At 24.9% G+C, this 22,060-nt stretch carries 21 protein-coding genes, 3 tRNA genes and 1 rRNA gene; 18 read left to right on the top strand and 7 right to left on the bottom strand.

Annotation, left to right across the window (positions count from 1 at the left end):
* Positions 1–335 precede the first annotated feature (335 nt).
* The 3 genes from GUU85_RS01135 (at position 336) to GUU85_RS01145 (ending at position 2,106) form a co-directional block, all read left to right on the top strand.
* Positions 336–1,888: ribosomal RNA gene (locus GUU85_RS01135) — 16S ribosomal RNA — on the top strand.
* A 54-nt stretch (positions 1,889–1,942) separates the two neighbouring features.
* Positions 1,943–2,019 (top strand) — tRNA-Ile (locus GUU85_RS01140).
* Between the two features lie 14 nt (positions 2,020–2,033).
* Positions 2,034–2,106: transfer RNA gene (locus GUU85_RS01145), tRNA-Ala, on the top strand.
* Here the strand turns inward: GUU85_RS01145 and gloB are convergent.
* Both gloB and rnhA read right to left on the bottom strand, forming a co-directional pair.
* The gene (gene gloB / locus GUU85_RS01150) at positions 2,088–2,861 is read right to left on the bottom strand and encodes a hydroxyacylglutathione hydrolase (RefSeq protein ID WP_163119190.1); all 774 of its coding nucleotides are present in this window, start codon (positions 2,859–2,861) and stop codon (positions 2,088–2,090) included. The two genes, GUU85_RS01145 and gloB, sit on opposite strands and share 19 nt — an antisense overlap.
* Positions 2,862–2,907: 46 nt before the next feature.
* A complete protein-coding gene (gene rnhA, locus GUU85_RS01155) occupies positions 2,908–3,378 on the bottom strand; it encodes a ribonuclease HI (protein ID WP_163119780.1) in 471 nt (156 codons plus the stop codon).
* 56 nt (positions 3,379–3,434) lie between these two features.
* Between rnhA and dnaQ the strand changes: the two genes are divergently transcribed.
* The 7 genes from dnaQ to tadA all read left to right on the top strand — a co-directional run bounded on the left by dnaQ (position 3,435) and on the right by tadA (position 7,728).
* A complete protein-coding gene (dnaQ, locus tag GUU85_RS01160) occupies positions 3,435–4,151 on the top strand; it encodes a DNA polymerase III subunit epsilon (RefSeq protein ID WP_163119192.1) in 717 nt (238 codons plus the stop codon).
* 71 nt (positions 4,152–4,222) lie between these two features.
* Positions 4,223–4,296 (top strand) — tRNA-Asp (locus GUU85_RS01165).
* Positions 4,297–4,346: 50 nt separating this feature from the next.
* A complete protein-coding gene (gene lpcA / locus GUU85_RS01170) occupies positions 4,347–4,931 on the top strand; it encodes a D-sedoheptulose 7-phosphate isomerase (protein ID WP_163119194.1) in 585 nt (194 codons plus the stop codon).
* Positions 4,932–5,031: 100 nt separating this feature from the next.
* On the top strand, positions 5,032–5,499 hold the full coding sequence (gpt, locus tag GUU85_RS01175) for a xanthine phosphoribosyltransferase (protein WP_163119196.1): 468 nt from the start codon (positions 5,032–5,034) through the stop codon (positions 5,497–5,499).
* 119 nt (positions 5,500–5,618) lie between these two features.
* Positions 5,619–6,317 (top strand): nucleotide exchange factor GrpE, encoded by a 699-nt coding sequence (locus tag GUU85_RS01180; protein WP_163119198.1) that lies wholly within the window; start codon positions 5,619–5,621, stop codon positions 6,315–6,317.
* Positions 6,318–6,769: 452 nt separating this feature from the next.
* Positions 6,770–7,246, top strand: coding sequence for an SsrA-binding protein SmpB (gene smpB, locus GUU85_RS01185; RefSeq protein ID WP_163119200.1), 477 nt, complete (start codon positions 6,770–6,772; stop codon positions 7,244–7,246).
* A 14-nt stretch (positions 7,247–7,260) separates the two neighbouring features.
* Positions 7,261–7,728, top strand: coding sequence for a tRNA adenosine(34) deaminase TadA (gene tadA, locus GUU85_RS01190; RefSeq protein ID WP_163119782.1), 468 nt, complete (start codon positions 7,261–7,263; stop codon positions 7,726–7,728).
* A 12-nt stretch (positions 7,729–7,740) separates the two neighbouring features.
* On the opposite strand, the gene acpS is transcribed toward tadA, so the two are convergent.
* The 5 genes from acpS to lepA all read right to left on the bottom strand — a co-directional run bounded on the left by acpS (position 7,741) and on the right by lepA (position 12,616).
* The gene (gene acpS, locus GUU85_RS01195; RefSeq protein WP_163119202.1) at positions 7,741–8,121 is read right to left on the bottom strand and encodes a holo-ACP synthase; all 381 of its coding nucleotides are present in this window, start codon (positions 8,119–8,121) and stop codon (positions 7,741–7,743) included.
* Positions 8,122–8,226: 105 nt separating this feature from the next.
* Entirely contained in the window at positions 8,227–9,069 is an 843-nt protein-coding gene (gene era / locus GUU85_RS01200) for a GTPase Era (RefSeq protein WP_163119204.1), read from the bottom strand.
* Positions 9,066–9,746: a ribonuclease III gene (rnc, locus tag GUU85_RS01205; RefSeq protein ID WP_163119206.1), complete on the bottom strand. Its 681-nt coding sequence runs from the start codon at positions 9,744–9,746 to the stop codon at positions 9,066–9,068. Before rnc ends, era begins: the two co-directional genes overlap by 4 nt.
* Positions 9,747–9,856: 110 nt before the next feature.
* Positions 9,857–10,804, bottom strand: coding sequence for a signal peptidase I (gene lepB, locus GUU85_RS01210; RefSeq protein ID WP_163119208.1), 948 nt, complete (start codon positions 10,802–10,804; stop codon positions 9,857–9,859).
* A gap of 18 nt (positions 10,805–10,822) precedes the next feature.
* The gene (gene lepA, locus GUU85_RS01215) at positions 10,823–12,616 is read right to left on the bottom strand and encodes a translation elongation factor 4 (protein ID WP_163119210.1); all 1,794 of its coding nucleotides are present in this window, start codon (positions 12,614–12,616) and stop codon (positions 10,823–10,825) included.
* A 190-nt stretch (positions 12,617–12,806) separates the two neighbouring features.
* Here lepA and mnmA point away from each other — a divergent pair, with 190 nt between their 5' ends.
* The 8 genes from mnmA (at position 12,807) to lipA (ending at position 22,032) form a co-directional block, all read left to right on the top strand.
* Positions 12,807–13,934, top strand: coding sequence for a tRNA 2-thiouridine(34) synthase MnmA (gene mnmA, locus GUU85_RS01220; RefSeq protein WP_163119212.1), 1,128 nt, complete (start codon positions 12,807–12,809; stop codon positions 13,932–13,934).
* Between the two features lie 631 nt (positions 13,935–14,565).
* Entirely contained in the window at positions 14,566–15,939 is a 1,374-nt protein-coding gene (purB, locus tag GUU85_RS01225; protein ID WP_163119214.1) for an adenylosuccinate lyase, read from the top strand.
* Between the two features lie 81 nt (positions 15,940–16,020).
* Positions 16,021–16,602 carry a transglycosylase SLT domain-containing protein gene (locus GUU85_RS01230; protein ID WP_163119215.1) on the top strand — a complete coding sequence of 194 codons (582 nt, stop codon included), beginning with the start codon at positions 16,021–16,023 and terminating at the stop codon, positions 16,600–16,602.
* Between the two features lie 104 nt (positions 16,603–16,706).
* A complete protein-coding gene (locus tag GUU85_RS01235; protein WP_163119216.1) occupies positions 16,707–17,474 on the top strand; it encodes an enoyl-ACP reductase FabI in 768 nt (255 codons plus the stop codon).
* A 172-nt stretch (positions 17,475–17,646) separates the two neighbouring features.
* Positions 17,647–19,584, top strand: coding sequence for an exoribonuclease II (gene rnb / locus GUU85_RS01240; protein ID WP_163119217.1), 1,938 nt, complete (start codon positions 17,647–17,649; stop codon positions 19,582–19,584).
* 84 nt (positions 19,585–19,668) lie between these two features.
* Positions 19,669–20,307: a YchE family NAAT transporter gene (locus GUU85_RS01245; RefSeq protein WP_163119218.1), complete on the top strand. Its 639-nt coding sequence runs from the start codon at positions 19,669–19,671 to the stop codon at positions 20,305–20,307.
* Positions 20,308–20,334: 27 nt separating this feature from the next.
* Positions 20,335–20,991, top strand: a complete 657-nt coding sequence (lipB, locus tag GUU85_RS01250) for a lipoyl(octanoyl) transferase LipB (protein ID WP_163119219.1) — start codon at positions 20,335–20,337, stop codon at positions 20,989–20,991.
* Between the two features lie 84 nt (positions 20,992–21,075).
* On the top strand, positions 21,076–22,032 hold the full coding sequence (lipA, locus tag GUU85_RS01255; RefSeq protein ID WP_163119221.1) for a lipoyl synthase: 957 nt from the start codon (positions 21,076–21,078) through the stop codon (positions 22,030–22,032).
* Positions 22,033–22,060: the final 28 nt, after the last annotated feature.

Raw genomic sequence — 22,060 nt, forward strand, 5'->3', positions numbered from 1 at the left:
AGGTATTTTGTAATAAATATTAATTGAAATATATTATAAATATTTAATCTTATAAAATTTATAATTTCTTTATATTAATTAAATATTACTGATGTTTTCAAAGATATTATTTAATTTTATACTAATATATAAAAATTAAAAATTTTTTTATAAAAGAGTTGACAATATAGTAAAAAAAATGTAACCTCATAGTCTAAAGTTTTATAAAATAAAAATTTTAAAAACGCTCTTTAAAAATATATTAAATAATCTGTGTGGGCACAGACAATTAAGTACAAAATTTATTTTTGTTATTTAAAATTTCTCAAAAAGTTTTCTTTTTGGGAAAAGCTTTTCAATTGAAGAGTTTGATCATGGCTCAGATTGAACGCTGGCGGCAAGCCTAACACATGCAAGTCGAGCGGCAGCGAAAGAAAGTTTTGCTTTCTTGTCGGCGAGCGGCGAACGGGTGAGTAATATCTGGGGATCTACCCAAAAGAGGGGGATAACTACTAGAAATGGTAGCTAATACCGCATAATGTTGTAAAACTAAAGTAGGGGACCTTATTTTTCAGGCCTTATGCTTTTGGATGAACCCAGACGAGATTAGCTTGTTGGTAGAGTAATAGCCTACCAAGGCTGCGATCTCTAGCTGGTCTGAGAGGATAACCAGCCACACTGGAACTGAGACACGGTCCAGACTCCTACGGGAGGCAGCAGTGGGGAATATTGCACAATGGGCGAAAGCCTGATGCAGCTATGCCGCGTGTATGAAGAAGGCCTTAGGGTTGTAAAGTACTTTCAGCAGGGAGGAAAAAAATAAAACTAATAATTTTATTTCGTGACGTTACCTGCAGAAGAAGCACCGGCTAACTCCGTGCCAGCAGCCGCGGTAATACGGAGGGTGCTAGCGTTAATCAGAATTACTGGGCGTAAAGAGCGCGTAGGTGGTTTTTTAAGTCAGATGTGAAAGCCCTAGGCTTAACCTAGGAACTGCATTTGAAACTGAAAGTCTAGAGTATCGTAGAGGGAGGTAGAATTCTAGGTGTAGCGGTGAAATGCGTAGATATCTGGAGGAATACCTGTGGCGAAAGCGGCCTCCTAAACGAATACTGACACTGAGGCGCGAAAGCGTGGGGAGCAAACAGGATTAGATACCCTGGTAGTCCATGCCGTAAACGATGTCGACTTGGAGGTTGTTTCCAAGAGAAGTGACTTCCGAAGCTAACGCATTAAGTCGACCGCCTGGGGAGTACGGCCGCAAGGCTAAAACTCAAATGAATTGACGGGGGCCCGCACAAGCGGTGGAGCATGTGGTTTAATTCGATGCAACGCGAAAAACCTTACCTGGTCTTGACATCCACAGAATTTCTTAGAAATAAGAAAGTGCCTTCGGGAACTGTGAGACAGGTGCTGCATGGCTGTCGTCAGCTCGTGTTGTGAAATGTTGGGTTAAGTCCCGCAACGAGCGCAACCCTTATCCTTTGTTGCCATCGGTTCGGCCGGGAACTCAGAGGAGACTGCCGGTTATAAACCGGAGGAAGGTGGGGACGACGTCAAGTCATCATGGCCCTTACGACCAGGGCTACACACGTGCTACAATGGTTTATACAAAGAGAAGCAAATCTGCAAAGACAAGCAAACCTCATAAAGTAAATCGTAGTCCGGACTGGAGTCTGCAACTCGACTCCACGAAGTCGGAATCGCTAGTAATCGTGGATCAGAATGCCACGGTGAATACGTTCCCGGGCCTTGTACACACCGCCCGTCACACCATGGGAGTGGGTTGCAAAAGAAGCAGGTATCCTAACCTGTTAAAAGGAAGGCACCTACCACTTTGTGATTCATGACTGGGGTGAAGTCGTAACAAGGTAACCGTAGGGGAACCTGCGGTTGGATCACCTCCTTAAAATATATATACTTTTTTGAAAGTGCCCACACAAATTATTTAATAAAAATTAAAAGGCTTGTAGCTCAGATGGTTAGAGCGCACCCCTGATAAGGGTGAGGTCGGTGGTTCAATTCCACTCAGGCCTACCACCATCAAAATATCTGGGGCTATAGCTCAGCCGGGAGAGCGCCTGCTTTGCACGCAGGAGGTCAGCGGTTCAATCCCGCTTAGCTCCAAAAAAATCTTTTTTAATACGCAATTCTGTGAAAACTTCTAATCCAGTACTGAATAAATTCATACCTAAAGTTTTTTTTAAAAAACATTCATCTGTCCTAAAAAATAAATTAATTTTTTTTTCGAATATTAAATATGACGGCAAAGTAGCTTTGCCGATACTTATTTGGTGTTGCATTTTTTTAAAATACAATTGAATTTGTATATCATTCGGTAAAAAAAACATAGTAAATTGTAAATTTAATAAAGTATATTCATGTGAACAACATATAATTGTAAAATCAGGTAAAGAAGAAAGTAATTGTATAGAATTGTACATTTCTAAGTATTGATTTTTATAAATACTCCCACAACCACCAGAAAATATAGTATCACCACAAAAAAGATATGGATCACTATAATATGTAATATGACCTGCAGTATGACCAGGAGTAAAAAAAATAGAAAATGTTCTATTTAAAACGATAATTTTATCTCCTTCTTTTAAAATTTTATTTACATGATAATTTTTAGTTTCATCAGGACCGAATACAGTAATTGGATAAGAATAATATTGAATAATACCTTTAACACCTAATACATGATCAAAATGGCAATGTGTTAAAAAAATAGCTATAGGATACCATTTTTTTTTATTCATTATTTTGATGACAGTTTCAGAACATCCAGGATCAATAATAATACAAAAACCATCATTATTAACTAATAACCATACATAGTTATCAACTAATATTGGTATTTTTTTTAAAAATAACATATTATTTTCTTATAAATTTATTTTAATAACCTAATAATAAATAATATTAAAATTTACTTTTTTCGTAATAATAATCATTTATTGAAGGTTGTTTTGCTGATTTACGTGCTATTATATCACATTTTTCATTTTCTAAATGACCAATATGTGCTTTAATCCAAAGCCATTCTACTGAATGATTTTTCAAAGCATTATCAATTCTCAACCATAAATCTATATTTTTTACATTTTTTTTGTTTGTTGTTTTCCATTTTTTTTTTTTCCAAATAGGCATCCAATCAATAATGCCTTTTTTTACATATAAGCTATCAGTTATTATTTTCACAGAACAAGGAGTTTTGAGAAACTCTAATCCCGATATTACAGCCATTAATTCCATACGATTATTTGTAGTTAAATAAAATCCTGCAGTTAGAATTTTTTCATTAAATTTATAACGTAATATTACAGCATAACCGCCCGGACCAGGATTACCCAAACAAGATCCATCTGTAAACATTTTGACTATTTTCAAAATCATTATACTTTTCCAAAAATTATTTAATCATATTTATATATTTAAGACAAAAATTTATGAACAATACAAGAATTGTTATATTAGATACAGAAACTACAGGTATAAATAAAACTAGTCTTCCTTATATTAATCATAGAATTATAGAAATTGGAGCTGTTGAAATTATTAATCGTCGTTTTACCGGAAATAACTTTCATGTTTATATTCAACCTAATAGATTAATTGAACCTGAAGCGTTAAAAGTACATGGTATTACTGATAATTTTTTAAAAGATAAACCATTTTTTAAAGATATTTTTAATGAATTTTTAAAATATATTCAACATTCTACTTTAGTCATACATAATGCTGCATTTGATGTCGGTTTTATGAATCAAGAATTTGATATGTTAAATAAAAACATAAAAAAAATTGATAGATTATGCACTATAATTGATACATTAAAAATTGCACGTAAATTATTTCCAGGAAAAAAAAATACATTAGATGCATTATGTACAAGATATAAAATAAATAAATCTCATCGAGATTTACATAGCGCAATAATAGATGCGTATCTTTTAGGTAAATTATATCTCTTAATGACTAACAGTCAAGAATCTATATGCTTTAATCATTCAATTGATAATTCAAAAATATATCAAAAATCAAAAAAATTTATTCGATCTAAAAATATTGTTTTAAAAACATTATATGCTAAACCAGTAGAATTAGATTCACATATCACTTATTTAGAATACATGAAAAATAATAGTTTTTGTATATGGAAATAATTTTTATTGCAAATATATAAAAGATTATTGACTGATTTGTTAAAATATGTACAATATAAAGATAATAAATAGGTGCGGTAGTTCAGTTGGTTAGAATACCGGCCTGTCACGCCGGGGGTCACGGGTTCGAGCCCCGTCCGCACCGATAAAAACAATATTTTTAAAAAGTAAAGTATTTTAAGTAATTTTACGATCATGTATAAAAAAATAATTTTTTCTGAATTTAATTCAGCTTTAATGACATTAAAAAAATTTTTAAAGAATAATGAAGAAATAAATAATATTCAAAAAGCAGCTCTAGTCATTTCTCAATCATTTAAGAATGGTAATAAAGTAATATCATGTGGAAATGGAGGCTCTCATTGTGATGCTATGCATTTTTCGGAAGAATTAACTAGCGTATACCGAGATAAAAGAGATGGATATCCTGCTATTTCTATATCAGATAGTAGTTATATATCTGCAGTAGGAAATGATTTTGGATATGATCAAATATTTTCACGTTATATAAAAAGTATAGGATGTACAAATGATGTATTGTTAGCTATTTCGACTTCTGGTAATTCATTAAACGTAATTAATGCAGTTAAAATAGCTACTCAAAAAAATATGAAAGTTATTTCATTAACAGGTAACAATGGAGGAGAAATTAAAAAATTATCTGATATAGCAATTTGTGTACCATATTACGGTTATGCAGATAGAATACAAGAAATGCACATTAAAATTATTCATATATTAATATTACTTATTGAAAATGAAATGAAAAACATAAAATAAAAACTATCATGAATTAATAAAAATGTTTTAATTAATTTTAATCAATTTAAATTATTTCCACTTTTTAATAAATACTATTTTATAGTTTCGGAATTTTTTTATGAGTGAGAAATACATTGTCACTTGGGATATGCTTCAAATTCATACAAGAAAACTTGCTGTTCGATTGTTAAAAAAAAATAATTTTTGTAATGGTATAATTGCAGTCAGTCGGGGAGGTCTGGTGCCCTCAGCTATATTAGCACGTGAATTAGATATTCGATGTGTTGATACTGTATGTATTGTAAGCTATCAGCATAATTGTTTAAAAGACAAAAGAAAAATAATTAAAAAAGCAAATGGTGATGGAGAAAAAATTATTGTAATAGATGATTTAGTAGATACCGGTGGTACTGCAAAAATTATTCGTAATTTATATCCTAAAGCTTACTTTGTAACAATTTTTGCAAAACCCATAGGTCGTTTATTTGTTGATGATTATATCATAGATATTCCTCAAAATGTATGGATTGAACAACCATGGGATATGTCAACTTCTTATATCTCTCCTATTATTTCGCAAATATAATCAAATTAATATCTTTAAACATATTATGTTTTCCAAAAGAAATTTTTATATATTTTTTAAAAAGAAAATAAAAAATTTTTTAAAAATTAATACATATTAAATTTAAAAAGGATATTTTTATGATAGATGAACAAGAAAAAAAAATAAAAAATGTAAAATCTGAAAAACATCAAAAATATAATAATGAAAATAATGAAAATAATGAAAATAATGAAAATAATGAAAATAATGAAAATAATGAAAATAATGAAAATAATGAAAATAATGAAAATAATGAAAATAATGAAAATAATGAAAATAATGAAAATAATGAAAATAATGAAAATAATGAAAATAACAATTTAATCAATGAATTATCAAATGAGATATGTTTATTAAACAAAAAAATAATACAAAAAAAAATTGAAAGTGAACAAGATATTATTACTCTTTATGAAAGAGTAAACAAAGACATAGAAAACGCTAGAAAATTTTCCCTAGAAAAAGTGCTTAAAGACTTTTTACCTATTATTGATAATATTGAGCGTGCAGTAGATTTAATAGAAAAAAACTCATCACAAGATATCTTTTTAAAAATAATAAATAAATTACAGAATATTAATGATTTATTTAAAAAATTTTTTACTATCTTTAGTATAACCAAGATAGATAGTTGCAATGTACCATTTGATCCATTAATTCATCAAGCTATGTCAATTCACTATACTAATACAGTAGAACCAAATCAAATTATTACAGTAATGCAACCAGGTTATACATTACATAAAATTCGTTTATTGCGTCCGGCTATGGTTATAGTTTCAAAAAATAAAACATAAATATCATATATTTTAGATTTAATAATAAAAATATTTTTGAATATTATTAAATCTAAAAATATTTTTAGAAATACTAAACATTTTATACAATTAATAATTTTGAACATTCACATTTTTAGTGAATAAATGTTTATAATGACTATATCAAATTTATTACTCATTAATAATTAATTTAGTATTTAAAATCAATATATTGTTTTTATTTTGCATTATATTACATAATATTTATTATGCATGAATATTATTAGATTATATAAAAGTATTTATTCAAATTTATTGAAATTTAATATTCAATAGATGAATATATTAAATTATCGATAAAATATTAGCAAATTTTAATTACCACATAATGTATATTACAAAATAAATTTATTTATAATCATCAAATGATATAATTTAATTAAATCTTAATTGAAATTTTAAGTTATTTAAAATTTGGAATAAATTACATTATGTCATATAAAATAAATGCTCAACAAAAAAAGTGTAAAATCGTATCAAATAAAAAAGCATATCATCATTATTTTATTGAACAAATTTTTCACGCTGGAATTGTGCTACAAGGTTGGGAAGTAAAATCTATCAGATCTGGTAGAATAAACATTTCAGAAAGTTATGTATCAAACTATTTTAATGAAATGTATCTTGTTAATACTTTAATTCAACCTTTGTATATGTCTTCTAATCATATTATTTGCGATCCAAAGAGAAAAAGAAAATTATTATTAAATAAACATGAAATTGCATTATTATCAATGAAAAAAAATAATATAGGCTATACAATTATATCATTATCTATGTTTTGGGAAAAATCTTGGTGCAAATTAGAATTGGGTCTAGCAAGAGGTAAAAATAAACAAGATCAAAGAATAGATATTAAAAAAAGAGAATGGCAAAGAGAAAAGCTAAGAATTTTAAAAAACAAATAATTTATAAAAATACTATACAATATAATAAAGATATATATTGGATGAAAATTGCTTTAAAATATGCATTTTTTGCTCAAAAAAAAGGCGAAATCCCTATTGGATCAATAATAGTTTATGAAGAACGTATAATTGGAATTGGATGGAATAGTTCAATTATTCAGCACGATCCTACTGCACATGCAGAAATTATCGCATTACGTCATGCAGGTAAAACAATAAAAAATTATCGTTTAAAAAATAGTACATTATATGTAACATTAGAGCCATGCATAATGTGTTTTGGAGCAATTATACATAGTCGTATTCAACGTTTAGTATTTGGAGCAAATAATAAAAAATTTAATCAAAATCAATCTTTAAAAAATTTTTCTTTTCATTCAGATAAAAATTATAATTTAAATATACAAAATAATATAATGCAATATGAATGTGAAAATATTTTAGTAAATTTTTTCCAAAAAAAAAGGAATAAAATAAAATAATTTATGATTATTTTAGTTTTCTAAAATTACTAAAGCATAAGCATATAATTTTTGATCAGATATACTAACATGTATATTTTTACATTTTAACTCTTTAGATTTTTTAAATGCATTATTTAAAAATCTTAATTGAGGTTTTCCTAATGAATTATTATAAAATTCTAACTCGTTAAATTGAATACTATTATGTATCCCTGTTCCTAATGCTTTAGAAGCAGCTTCTTTAGCTGCAAATTTTTTAGCAAGAAAATGAATTTTTTCTTGTGATGCGATATATTGTTTAAATTCTTCTATAGATAAAATTTTTTTAGCAAAATTATTTTTATATTTAAAAAATATTTTCTTAATACGTAATATTTCAATAAAATCAATTCCTATTCCAATAATAGACATTATTAATATACACCTTGTAAAAAAAATTTTTTTTAAAATTAGTTAAAAATAACAGTATTTAACTAATTTTAAAAAATAGTTATATTTTTATTAATTTAATATATTTTATTTTACCCATATAAAAAGATGTGTTTTAGCGCATATTTCATTTATGATTTTTTGTCTTGAAATCATACTAATTTTTTTAATTTTTTCTCCATGATGACCAATAACAATTTTTTTATGTCTTGAATTTTTGACTTTGATTATAGCAATAATACGAACATCTTTATTTTGATTAATCTTCAATGATTCAATATGTACTGTTATTAAAGCAGGCAATTCATCTCCTAAAAATAATATTAATTGTTTTCTAATAATTTCGGACAAGGTAAATAATTGAGTATTAGTTGTTACATAAGATCTAGGATATATATGTTGTTGCTTTGGTAAATATTTTATTATAATATGATTTAAAAAATTCATATGATTTGTTTTTTTAATAGAAATAGGAATAATTTCTATAATATTTTTTTTATTTTTAAGAAATTTAATTAAAGGTAATAAAATCATTTTATTATTAATTCTATCAATTTTATTGATAATAATAATAATTGGTATATTGTATTGTTGTATTTTATCGAAAATAATCTGATTATCTTGAGTCCAAAATATTGTATCGATTATGAATATTATTAGTTCTGAAATTTTTATTGTTTTATAAAATTTTTCTTGTTCAGATATAATAGACTGTTTTTTTTGATCTATAATCATACCTGGCGTGTCTATATAAATAGTTTGATAAATATTTTGTGTTTTAATACCAATAATATTATTTTGTGTTGTATATTTTTTTTTTGATGAAATAGAAATTGTTTTACCAATAATTTTATTAAGTAAAGTTGATTTACCAACATTTGATTTTCCAACAATAGAAATATATCCACAATATTCTTGTTTTATGTTCACTCTACACCTAATTGAATTAATGCTTTTTGTGCAGCATCCTGTTCAGCCTTTCGTCGACTAGAACCAGTTCCAATAAAACATTCAGCTATCATACTAATTTTACAATGAATAGTAAATAATTGATTATGAGCTTCACCATATACTTTTACAATAAAATAATTTGGCAAATCTAAATGTTTTGATTGTAAATACTCTTGTAACCGTGTTTTAGAATCTTTTTGTTTTTCTCCAGGACTAATTTTTTCTAAACGTTTTTCATACCATTTTAATATCAATTCTTCTACTGTTTTAATATTACTATCTAAATAAATACTACCTATTAAAGCTTCTACTGTATTTGCTAAAATAGATTCACGCCGAAATCCTCCACTTTTTAGCTCTCCTTGCCCTAATTTTAAATATTCTCCTAAATCAAATTCATATGCAATTTCAGCTAAAGTATTTCCACGTACTAAAGTAGCTCTCATACGACTCATATCACCTTCATTTATATATGGAAAATGTTGATATAAAGCATTCGCAATCACAAAACTTAAAATAGAATCACCTAAAAATTCTAATCTTTCATTGTGTTTACTACTGGCACTACGATGCGTTAATGCTTGTCTTAAAAGATCTTTATGAGTAAAAGTATATCCTAATACTTTTTGTATTTTATTTGTTACAATATGATTCATGTTATACCAATGTTAAAATATTTTAATTAATTATCTATAACAGGAAAAATAGAAAATTTAATAAAATTGAAATATATGAATATATAATAATTTTTAATATTTATAATATTTTAATATATATTTCCAATTCGATTGATACGTATACCAGTCGGCCATTCATTTTCATTTTTATCAAAACTCATCCATATTTTAATGGCTTTTCCTACTAAGTTTTCTTCAGGTACAAAACCCCAATAACGACTATCTAAACTATTATCACGATTATCTCCCATCATAAAATATTTATTTTCTGGAACAATCCAAGTTAATTTTGGAAGATTTTTTTGCTGAAAATAATCTGTTGTTGGATTATTTATATTATTTAATAATAATATATCATGTTTTAGAGTATTAATATTTTCTTCAACAATATTAAAACGTATTAAATCATATATTTTTTTTTGTTCTATTGAATCATTATTTACGTCAGAAAAATATATTTTTTGAAAAAAATTACTTAATTTAGGCTTAGAATAATGAATAATTAATTTTTTTGTACAATTTTTGGTATGTATATAATTAACACATATATGTATATGTTTTTTATGGCTATCATATATAATTTTATCTCCCGGTAAACCTATGATTCTTTTAATATAATTAGTATTATGATCATCTGGATGTCTAAAAACTGCTACATCACCTCGTTTCGGATGATAAGTATTAATTAATATTTTATTCGTAATAGGCTCTTTGATGCCGTATGAAAATTTTTCTACAATAATAAAATCTCCTATTAAAAGAGTAGGCATCATAGAACCTGATGGAATTTGAAATGGTTCATAAATAAATGATCGTACAATAAATATAATCAAAAAAATTGGAAAAAATGATGCTAATGATTGAAAAAAATATGTTTTATTATTTGATAATAATCTTTTTTCTAGCAATATATGATCATTTTTTATTCTTTTTTGATTTAAATAATAAATTTGTATATTTTTAACGCGATAAATAATCCAAATTATTCCTGTCACGATTGTGCTAATTAACAAAAAAATAGTAAATATATTAGCCATATATATTTCCTTATAAAATTATTTTTTTTGAGTATTTAAAATATCAAAAAATATTGTTTTAGGAACGTTTACATTACCTATTTGTTTCATTCTCTTCTTCCCTTCTTTTTGTTTTTTTAATAATTTTTTCTTTCTGCTAATATCACCTCCATAACATTTTGATAATACATTTTTTCTTAATTGTTTAACTGTTGCACGAGTAACAATAGAATTATTAATAGAAGCTTGAATAACAATATCAAATTGATGCCTAGGTATTAATGTTTGAATTTTATTTACTATTTCTCGTGCACGATATTGTGCGTTTTTATAATATGATAACATTGTTAATGCATCTACTTTTTCTGCATTTATAAAAATATCTATTTTTACTATTTTTGTAGTTTGAAAACACTTAAAATCATATTCTAATGAAGCATATCCACGCGATATAGATTTTAATTCATCAAAAAAATTTAGCACTACTTCATTCATAGGAATATTATATGTTAATAATACTTGATGTGTATGATAAATCATATTTATCTGAATGCCTCTTTTTTGAACACATAATTTTATTACTGATCCAATGAATTGAGTAGGAAGCAAAATATTGCATTCAACTATAGGTTCTTGAATTTCTTGTATTTTATTTATATCAGGAAAATGAGCAGGACTATCTAAATAAATATTTTTTCCATTAATTAATTTTATTTTATAAATAACTGTTGGTGCAGTAGAAATTAAATCAAGAGAATATTCTCGTTCTAAACGTTCTTGAACTATTTCCATATGTAACAAACCTAAAAATCCACATCTAAATCCGAAACCAAGAGCTGAAGAGTTCTCTGGTTCATAAAATAATGATGAATCATTTAAACTAAGCTTACTTAATGCATCTCGAAATGTTTCATATTGATCAGATCTGAGAGGAAATAAACCAGCATATATTTGAGGTTTAATTTTTTTAAACCCTTGTAACATTTTATTTGCAGGATTATTTGTTTTTGTTAATGTATCTCCAACAGAAAATGCTTCAATATTTTTTATACCACAAACAATCCACCCTACTTCACCACAGTTTAATTGAGATCTATAAACTTTTTTCGGGGTAAAAACTCCTAATTTTTCAACAAAATAATTATGTCCTGTACTCATTACTTGAATTTGATCTTTCTGAAACAAAGTGCCGTTTTTAATTCTGATTAATGATACTATACCTAAATAATTATCAAACCATGAATCAATTATTAATGCTTGTAGAGGCGCATTGATTAAACCATTTGGCGCAGGAATGTCAGTAATAATACGTTCTATTAGTTCTATTATCCCTTCTCCTGTCTTAGATGAGCACCTAATTGCATCTAAGGCAGATATACCTATAATATCTTCTATTTCTCTACATACCTTATCTGGATTTGAATTAGGTAAATCAATTTTATTTAATACTGGTACAATTTCAATATTCATATCTAATGCAGTATAACAATTTGCTAATGTTTGTGCTTCTACTCCTTGAGTAGAATCAACAACTAAAAGAGCTCCTTCACATGCAGATAATGATCTAGAAACTTCATAAGAAAAATCTACATGACCAGGTGTATCAATAAAATTTAAATTAAAAATTTTATTATATTGATTTTGATAACTAATCATAACACTGCGTGCTTTGATCGTAATGCCTCTTTCTTTTTCTAATTCCATCGAATCTAATACTTGATTAGACATCTCTCTTGCAGATAATCCACCACATATTTGTATTAATCTATCAGACAAAGTTGATTTTCCATGGTCAATATGAGCTATAATGGAAAAATTTCTTATATTTTTCATATTATTTTTAATATAATTTATTTTAAATATATTTTAACATGCGTAAAACACATTTTTTTACTTTTTTATAAAATTTTTAATTATTGAAATTTATATAAAATAATTTTTCAAAAAAATATAATTTACAAAAAAGATATAATATAATGTTACATATAAAAATTTTTTAAAAATAAAACACTGCAATTAATATATGAAAAATATAAAAATAAAAGATACTAAAAAAGTAATTGTTGCTATGTCTGGAGGTGTAGATTCATCAGTAGCTGCATGGATGTTAAAAAATCAAAATTATCAAGTAGAAGGTTTATTCATGAAAAATTGGGAAGAAGATGATCGAGAAGGATATTGTAATTCTACTCAAGATTTATTTGACGCAGAAGAAATATGTAAAAAATTAAATATCTATCTTCATAAAGTTAATTTTTCTGCAGAATATTGGGAATCTGTTTTTAAAAAATTTTTAAATGAATATAAGAAAGGAAACACGCCAAATCCTGATGTATTATGTAATAAAGAAATTAAATTTAATGTTTTTTTTAATTATGCTATTGATGTCTTAAAAGCTGATTATATTGCTACAGGTCACTATGCACGTATCAAAAAATATAATGAAAAATATATGTTATTAAAAGGTATTGATAAGAATAAAGATCAAAGTTATTTTTTATATACATTAAGTAGTCAACAACTGAAAAAAATTTTATTTCCAATTGGTTATTGGAAAAAAAATATCATAAGAAATTTAGCTAAAAATATTAATATACGAATTTCTAAGAAAAAAGATTCTACTGGAATATGTTTTATTGGTCCAAAAAAATTTAAAAATTTTTTAAATTTTTATATTCCTGAACAAATAGGTGACATAATAACTATATCTGGAAAAGTAATTGGAAAACATAATGGTGTTGTTTATTATACCTTAGGTCAAAGAAAAGGTTTAGGTATTGGAGGTATAAAAGAAGCATATAACATGCCTTGGTATGTTGTAGAAAAAAATATTCAAAAAAATCAGTTAATTGTTGCGCAAGGAGGTAATAATATTCATTTAATGTCTATAGGTTTAATTGCTAAAAATATTCATTGGATTAACAATGATAATATAACTTTTCCTTTTTCTTGTACAGTTAAAATAAGATATCAACAAATAGATATCTCATGTAATATAGAATATAAAAAGTATAAACGTTTAAAAATAATCTTTGATTCTCCTGTTATTGCTGTAACACCAGGACAGTCAGTTGTGCTATATTTGTTAGAAATATGTATTGGAGGTGGAATTATCGAATCTAGATTACCATTATCATCACTTGCATTGTAAAAAAAATACGATAATTTTAATTATAAAAATATAAATTTAATTAATCTCTTGAAGATATATATCTATCAATTCATTTAGTATAATATTTAGCATTTCAAAAATATTTAATTAGTATATTAGAATCAATATTATCTAATTATTAAGAAACATATATATTATAAAATTTAATTAATATGATTACATTTTTAAATATTAATATCTATTTTAATTATTGCATTTCAATAATTAACTAATATATATATATTAAATTTTTATATATTTATAATAACTATTATTAATACGAAATTTTGAAGTATATAAAAATATATTTTAAAAAATATAAAATATATTGTTAATATCTAATTGGTATTATTTTTTAATAATATTAAAATAACTGATTAAATAAAAAGTTATGTTTTAAAATCATTACATTTGTAATAAAGAATGCAATTAATTTTTATAAGAATTAATGTATACAGGAAAAATAAATTATTTACTATTTTTAGTATACATGTAATAGTTTATAAAAGTTATTTTACACTCATAAATTTTAATTAATTAATTTTAAAAATTTTATTAGCAGATAGAAAATAAAATATTATATTTTTTTACAAAATTACTTAAATATAATTATACATATAAGATAGAATCTATGAAATTAACTGAATTAACAGCAATTTCTCCTATTGATGGTCGATATTCTAATTCAACAATATTATTAAGAAATATTTTTAGCGAATATAGCTTTCTAAAATATCGTCTACATGTTGAAATTCAATGGTTTAAAAAAATTATTAGTATGTCTCAAGTATTAAATATTCAATATTTTATTAAATCTGAAGAAATATTATTTCTAGATAATATTTTAAATACATTTAATGAAAATGATGCAATGGATATTAAAAAAATAGAAAAAACAACTAATCATGATATTAAAGCCTTAGAATATTTTTTAAAAAATAAAATCTCTACATGTGAAGGTTTAGTGCATATATCTGAATTTATTCATTTTGGTTGCACTTCAGAAGATATTAATAATCTAGCATACGCGTTAATGATTAAAGATTCTCGTGATAACATTATTTTACCATTATGGCAAAAAATTTTAATTATTTTAAATCATCTAATGATCAAATATCAGAACATTCCTTTGTTATCTCTAACTCATGGACAACCAGCTACTCCATCAACCATGGGAAAAGAAATAGCTAATTTTTATTATCGAATGAAACGTCAATATTTAAAATTACGAAAAATAGAAATTTTAGGAAAAATGAATGGAAGTACTGGTAATTATAATGCACATTTATCTGCTTACCCTAATATAAATTGGCATAAAATTAGTGAAACTTTTGTAAAATCATTAGGTATACATTGGAATCCTTATACTACACAAATCGAACCTCATGATTATATTGCAGAATTGTTTTCTTGTATTACGCTTTTTAACACAATATTAATTGATTTTAATCAAGATATGTGGGGGTATATTTCTTTAAATTATTTTAATCAAAACATTGTTGAGAATGAAATAGGTTCTTCAATTATGCCGCATAAAATTAATCCAATTGATTTTGAAAATTCTGAAGGAAATTTAGGATTATCTAATGCTTTAATGAATCATATGATAAAAAAATTACCTATTTCTAGATGGCAACGAGATTTAAGTGATTCAACAGTATTAAGAAATTTAGGGGTAGCTATTTCTTATTCAATAATTGCATATAATTCTGTGTTATCAGGTATTAAAAAATTAAAAATCAATGAAAATCAATTATTAAAAAATTTAAATCAGAACTGGTCTATTTTATCAGAACCTATTCAAACTGTTATGCGTCGTTATAATATTAAAAATGCATATGAAAATCTTAAAAAAATTACTCGTGGTAAAAAAATAAATAAAAATGTTATTCATCAATATATTTCAAGTTTAAATATTCCAGAAGAAGAAAAAAAACGTTTAAAAGATATTACTCCTATTAATTATATTGGTTTTTCTAATAAAATGGTTGATGAGATAAAATAAAATATTTCATGTGAATATATAAATTAACATGATATAAAATAGTTGCCTGCAGTAATTTAAAATATTATAGGAAATATTGTTATGACATTAGGAGTGTTGATTATTTCTGTTTTATTATTAACTGAATGTAATAATATTGCAAATACAAAAAAAAATCTTAAAAAATATTATTTTTCAAATAAAAATAATATTGAAAAAAAATTAAATAATTGGGTTAATCTTATTAGACATGCTGCATATAAATATAATGTTGATGAAACATTAATTAAAGCAATTATTTATGCTGAATCTTCTGGAAATCCTTATGCAAAAAGTAAATCCAATGCGATTGGTTTAATGCAAATCAAACCTTCTGCAGCTGGTTTAGAAGTATATCGTTTACATGGAAAAAAAGGACAACCTTCTATTGAAGAATTGTATAATCCTAAAAAAAATATTAATATAGGAACTGCTTATATTCATTTTTTACAAAAACAACTGAGTGGAATCAAAAACCAAGATATTATGAGATGTGCTACTATCGTGTCATATTCTAATGGAATCCATAAACTTCTGAAAATATTTTCTCGTAATAATCAAAATGCAATACATATAATTAATAGTATGACAAAAAAAAATTTTTTTCTTTATATAAAAAAAAACATCCAGAAATTCAGGCTTTAAAATATTTAAAAAAAGTGATGAAAATTTATACTCTTGAAAAAGTTCAAAAAAATAAAAAATAAAAAATTAAATTAATTTTTATATAATATAGTTGAGATCGAAATATGAATTTGCTAAAAGGAAAAAAAATTTTAATTGTTGGTATATCCGGCAAGAGATCTATTTCTTTTGGTATAGCAAAATCTTTGTATTATCAAAAAGCTGAATTAGGATTTGTGTGTCAAAATGCATATATAAGTAAGAAAATAAAAAATTTAGCTAATTCTATGAAATCTCATATTGTGTTATCTTGCGATGTTGCTAAAGATAAAGAAATTAAAAAATTATTTACTGATTTAAGTAAAATATGGAAAAAATTTGATGGTTTAGTTCATGCAATCGGATATTGTCCAAAAGAACATTTACATGGTGATTTTATTGCTAATATTACACGAGAAGGATTTAATATTGCACATGAAATTAGCTCATATAGTTTTACAGCATTAGTGCAAGCATGTAGTAATATGTTAAATAATTCATCTTCTTTATTAACATTATCTTATTTAGGTTCTCAACGTGTAGTAAAAAATTATAATGTTATGGGTTTAGCTAAAGCTTCATTAGAAGCAAATGTACGTTATATGGCTTATTCATTAGGTCAAAAAAATATTCGAGTTAATGCTATTTCATCTGGTCCAATTCGAACTTTATCTTCTTATCAAATTCAAGATTTCAATAAAATACAAAACCATGCCCACTCTTATTCATTGATTAAAAAACCTATTACAAGTAAAAATATAGGAAATGTAGCATCTTTTTTATTATCTAATTTATCTTTAGGTATTACTGGATCAGTTATTTACGTTGATAATGGTTTTAATGTACAAGTATAAATACATAAATCATATATTATAATTATAATTTTTATTTAATCAGTTCTGATTAATAATACTAAATTAACTGAATTATTATCAAATGCATTACATTAATAAAGTATACATTTTAATTAACATATAAATTTATAACATTATTAATGTTTTCCAATAAAAATTAGGTTTGATTATTATGTTTCAAAATAATCCATTACTCACAAAATTAAAAAAAAATCTACGCGCTCAAATACCAAGAGTAGAAGGCATAGTAAAAAGCAATGAACGAGGATTTGGATTTTTAGAAGTCGATACGCAGAAAAGTTATTTTATACCTCCTCAAAATATGAAAAAAATAATGCATGGTGATAAAATTATTGCATTATTAAAAATAGAAAAAGATAAAGAAATAGTTGAGCCTGAACGATTAATTGAAGCATATTTAAAAAGATTCGTTGGCACAATAGAAAAAAAAAACAATACATTGTTTATTATACCAGATTATCCATTATTAAAAAATCGTATAATATGCCATCCTGATAAAAATTGTATGAATATTTTTCAAGATGGAGATTGGGCAATAGCTAAATTAACACAACATAAATTGAAAGGAGATCATATTTTTTATGCTGAATTAAATGAAAAAATTGCATATAAAGATGATCCATTTATCCCCTGGTGGGTAACTTTAGCTAAACACAAAATTGATAAACAAGAACCTATAGCTGAAGCAAATGATTTAATTTTAAAAGAAAATTATCCAAGAAAAAATTTAACAGATTTAGATTTTATTACTATCGATAATATTAATACAAAAGATATTGATGATGCAATTTTTGTTGATGAAGAATCTAATGGTAATATTTGTTTAACTGTAGCTATTGCAGATCCAACAGCATATATCGAAAATGGTAGTAAATTAGATTATATTGCATTAAAAAGAAGTTTTACAAATTATCTTCCTGGATTTAATATTCCCATGTTACCTCGAAATTTGTCAGAAAATTTATGCTCATTACATCCTAACCAATGTCGACCTGTATTAGCATGCCGTATTATTATTTTAAAAGATGGCAGTATTTCTAATAATATAAAATTTTTTTTAGCTTGGATTAAATCAAAAGCAAAATTATCTTATAATCATGTTTCAGATTGGATTGAAAAATCTGGATCGTGGATACCTCCAACAAAATCTATTCAAAAACAAATATTAATTTTACATCGTTTATGCTTATTACGTATTAAGTGGCGTCAAATAAATGCAGTTTTATTTAAAGATCGTTTAGAATATCGATTTCATTTATCTGAAAATGGATCTGTTATAGATATTTTAGTTGAAAAAAGACGGATTTCTCATAAAATTATTGAAGAGTGTATGATAATTGCTAACATTTCTGCTGCTAATTTTTTATCTGTAAATCTTGGTTTTGGTATATATAATATACATCGTGGTTTTGATAGTATTAACGCTAAAAATGTTGTATCGTTTTTAAGAAATTACAATTTAAATTTTAATGCAGAAGAAATAACTACTTTAAAAGGTTTTTGTCATTTAAAACGTGTTTTAAATATCTTGTCCAATGATTATATTGATAATCGCATTCGTCGTTTTCAATCTTTTGGCGATTTAAGTATTACTCCTGGTCCACATTTTTCATTAGGTTTTTTAGAATATGCAACTTGGACATCTCCAATTCGAAAATATAGTGATATGATTAATCATCGTTTATTAAAAGCAATTATTCATAAAGAAAAAGCAATACAACCAAGTGAAACAATAAAATTTAAAATTAATGAACAAAAACGTCGTAATCGAATGGCTGAAAGAGATATTTCAGATTGGTTGTATACAATATTTTTAAAACAAAAAAAATATCAAAATAAAAAATTTTATGCTGAAATAACTGATGTTTCTAGAAATGGAATGAGAGCTCGATTAATTGAAAATGGCGCTAATATTTTTATTCCTGGAACACTTATTCATAGCATTAGAGAAGAAATAAACTTAAATCAAGAAACAGGACAAGTATTTATTAATAATATTATGCGTTATAAAATATCTGATATTATTCAAATTAAATTATTAGATATTCGTTTAGATACTAGAAAAATTATTGCAAAAATTGAATTTTAAAATTTTAAAGAATAATTTATATATTTATATGTATTATATTCTTTAAATTATTTGTAAAAATTTAATATAATTTAGGAAAATGATATGAGTATTTCAATTTTTGATTTATCTATATATATAAAATTTTTTATTAATTTGTGTGCTTTAGTTAATCCAATAGGAATGATTCCTATTTTTATAACTATGACAAGTAATCAATCTTTTTCCGAAAGAAAAAAAACTAACTTAGTAGCTAATTTTTCAGCATTATTAATTTTATTAATATCATTATTCTTTGGTAGTAATATTTTAAACCTTTTTGGAATATCAATTAATTCTTTTCGTATTGCAGGAGGAATACTAATTATTGGCATAGCTTTTTCTATGATTAATGGTCAATTTATAAATAAAATACAAGAAAAAAAAGAAGAAAATCAATTAAATAATATTAGTGTTATGCCATTAGCTATGCCTTTAATTGCTGGACCTGGAGCAATTAGCTCTACTATTGTTTGGAGTACGTATTATTCAACTTGGATCAATTTATTTGTATGTACTATAGTTATTATTTTATTTTCATTTATATGTTGGTTATGTTTTGAAGCAGCTCCATGTGTTGTCCGTATATTAGGTAAAACAGGAATGAATATTATTACTCGCATTATGGGTTTATTATTAATGTCTCTAGGAATAGAATTTATTAGTATCGGGATAAGTACTATTTTCCCTAGGTTATTATATTAATTTAATTAATTATATTTTGGAATTACATTGCAAAAAAAAATTATTTTTTTTCGTAATTTAGGCATACAAAATTATTTAGAAGTTGTTCAAAAAATGAATTATTTTACTGTATCGCGTAACATTTACACATTTGATGAAATTTGGTTAGTAGAACATTATTCTATTTTTACTCAAGGAGCGTTAACTAAAAAAAATCACATACTGAAATTAAGTAATATTCCAATCGTAAATACTGACAGAGGTGGAAAGATTACATATCATGGACCTGGACAACAAATATTATATTTTTTAATTGATTTAATACGTCGCAAAATGAGTATTCGTCAATTAATTAATATAATGCATAACGTCATAATTGCAACACTAAATTATTTTTCAATTCCAGCATATACCAATAAAGATATGCCAGGTGTTTATGTGCATAAAAAAAAAATATGTTCTTTAGGATTAAGAATTAAAAAAGGGTCAACATTGCATGGTTTAGCATTAAATATAAATATGAATTTAAAACCATTTGAATATATTCATCCTTGTGGAGATATAAATATTAAAATGACACAAATTCAAGAATTTAACAAAAATATTACTATAAAACATGTGCAAGATATATTAATTACAAAATTAGCTAAATATCTAGAAGTATGTATGATAAATTATCAATATAAAAATTCAATTATGTATTAATTAATGATTTAAAAACATTTTTAATTTTTATTAAAATTAATATAAATTATATATTACATATTTCTAATTGAGATAATAATTTTTATGAAAAAAAAACAGGATATTTTATCAAAACCTTTAACATTAAAAAAAATTAATATTATTAATATTAATAATACTGATACAAAACTAAATAAAATACCTAAACCCAATTGGATTAAGATTCAAATTCCTATAGAAACTGATCGAATTAATCACATAAAAAAAACTTTACGTCAAAATAATTTACATTCAGTTTGTGAAGAAGCACAATGTCCCAATTTATCAGAATGTTTTAACAATGGTACTACAACATTTATGATTCTTGGATCTATATGTACTAGAAATTGTCCATTTTGTGCAGTACAACATGGAAAACCTAGATTAGTTAATACAGATGAACCAAGTAAATTATCTCATGCTATTTTAGACATGAAAATTAATTATGTAGTCATTACATCAGTAGTGCGTGATGATTTATATGATGGCGGGGCTCAACATTTTGTTAATTGTATTAAATCAATTAGAAAGAAAAATAACGTACAAATTGAAATATTAGTACCTGATTTTCGAGGTAGAATAAATTTAATTTTAAAAATTTTTAATCAAGGACTTCCAGATATTTTTAATCATAATATCGAAAATGTACCTCGTATGTATAAAACAATTCGTCCCGGAGCGAATTATAAAAGATCTCTTTTATTATTAGAATCGTTCAAAAAACAATATTCTCATATACCAACAAAATCAGGATTGATGTTAGGTCTTGGTGAAACATATTTAGAAATTATACAAGTAATGAAAGATTTATATTCTAGTGGTGTGGAGTTATTGACAATTGGTCAGTATCTTCAGCCAAGTATAAATCATTTACCAGTAAAACGTTATATATCACCTTCAGAATTTGATGATATTAAAAATGAAGCATTATCTATTGGATTTTCTAATGCTTTCTGTGGTCCTTTTGTACGTTCATCTTATCATGCTAGTTTGCAATCATGTGCATCTGTAAACAAACTATAATATTATATATTGAATTTTTTTTATTAAA

This window comes from Buchnera aphidicola (Uroleucon sonchi) (assembly GCF_011035165.1).
Taxonomy (GTDB): Bacteria; Pseudomonadota; Gammaproteobacteria; order Enterobacterales; family Enterobacteriaceae; genus Buchnera; species Buchnera aphidicola_BE.

Excerpts from the sequence above, each read along its gene's own strand:
- GUU85_RS01245 (WP_163119218.1), top strand. The coding sequence starts at position 19,669 with ATGAGTATTTCAATTTTTGATTTATCTATATATATAAAATTTTTTATT.
- lepB (WP_163119208.1), bottom strand. The coding sequence starts at position 10,804 with ATGGCTAATATATTTACTATTTTTTTGTTAATTAGCACAATCGTGACA.
- rnc (WP_163119206.1), bottom strand. The coding sequence starts at position 9,746 with ATGAATCATATTGTAACAAATAAAATACAAAAAGTATTAGGATATACT.
- gpt (WP_163119196.1), top strand. The coding sequence starts at position 5,032 with ATGAGTGAGAAATACATTGTCACTTGGGATATGCTTCAAATTCATACA.
- lipA (WP_163119221.1), top strand. The coding sequence starts at position 21,076 with ATGAAAAAAAAACAGGATATTTTATCAAAACCTTTAACATTAAAAAAA.
- dnaQ (WP_163119192.1), top strand. The coding sequence starts at position 3,435 with ATGAACAATACAAGAATTGTTATATTAGATACAGAAACTACAGGTATA.
- purB (WP_163119214.1), top strand. The coding sequence starts at position 14,566 with ATGAAATTAACTGAATTAACAGCAATTTCTCCTATTGATGGTCGATAT.
- lepA (WP_163119210.1), bottom strand. The coding sequence starts at position 12,616 with ATGAAAAATATAAGAAATTTTTCCATTATAGCTCATATTGACCATGGA.
- lpcA (WP_163119194.1), top strand. The coding sequence starts at position 4,347 with ATGTATAAAAAAATAATTTTTTCTGAATTTAATTCAGCTTTAATGACA.
- GUU85_RS01235 (WP_163119216.1), top strand. The coding sequence starts at position 16,707 with ATGAATTTGCTAAAAGGAAAAAAAATTTTAATTGTTGGTATATCCGGC.
- gloB (WP_163119190.1), bottom strand. The coding sequence starts at position 2,861 with ATGTTATTTTTAAAAAAAATACCAATATTAGTTGATAACTATGTATGG.
- GUU85_RS01180 (WP_163119198.1), top strand. The coding sequence starts at position 5,619 with ATGATAGATGAACAAGAAAAAAAAATAAAAAATGTAAAATCTGAAAAA.
- mnmA (WP_163119212.1), top strand. The coding sequence starts at position 12,807 with ATGAAAAATATAAAAATAAAAGATACTAAAAAAGTAATTGTTGCTATG.
- GUU85_RS01230 (WP_163119215.1), top strand. The coding sequence starts at position 16,021 with ATGACATTAGGAGTGTTGATTATTTCTGTTTTATTATTAACTGAATGT.
- acpS (WP_163119202.1), bottom strand. The coding sequence starts at position 8,121 with ATGTCTATTATTGGAATAGGAATTGATTTTATTGAAATATTACGTATT.
- rnb (WP_163119217.1), top strand. The coding sequence starts at position 17,647 with ATGTTTCAAAATAATCCATTACTCACAAAATTAAAAAAAAATCTACGC.
- smpB (WP_163119200.1), top strand. The coding sequence starts at position 6,770 with ATGTCATATAAAATAAATGCTCAACAAAAAAAGTGTAAAATCGTATCA.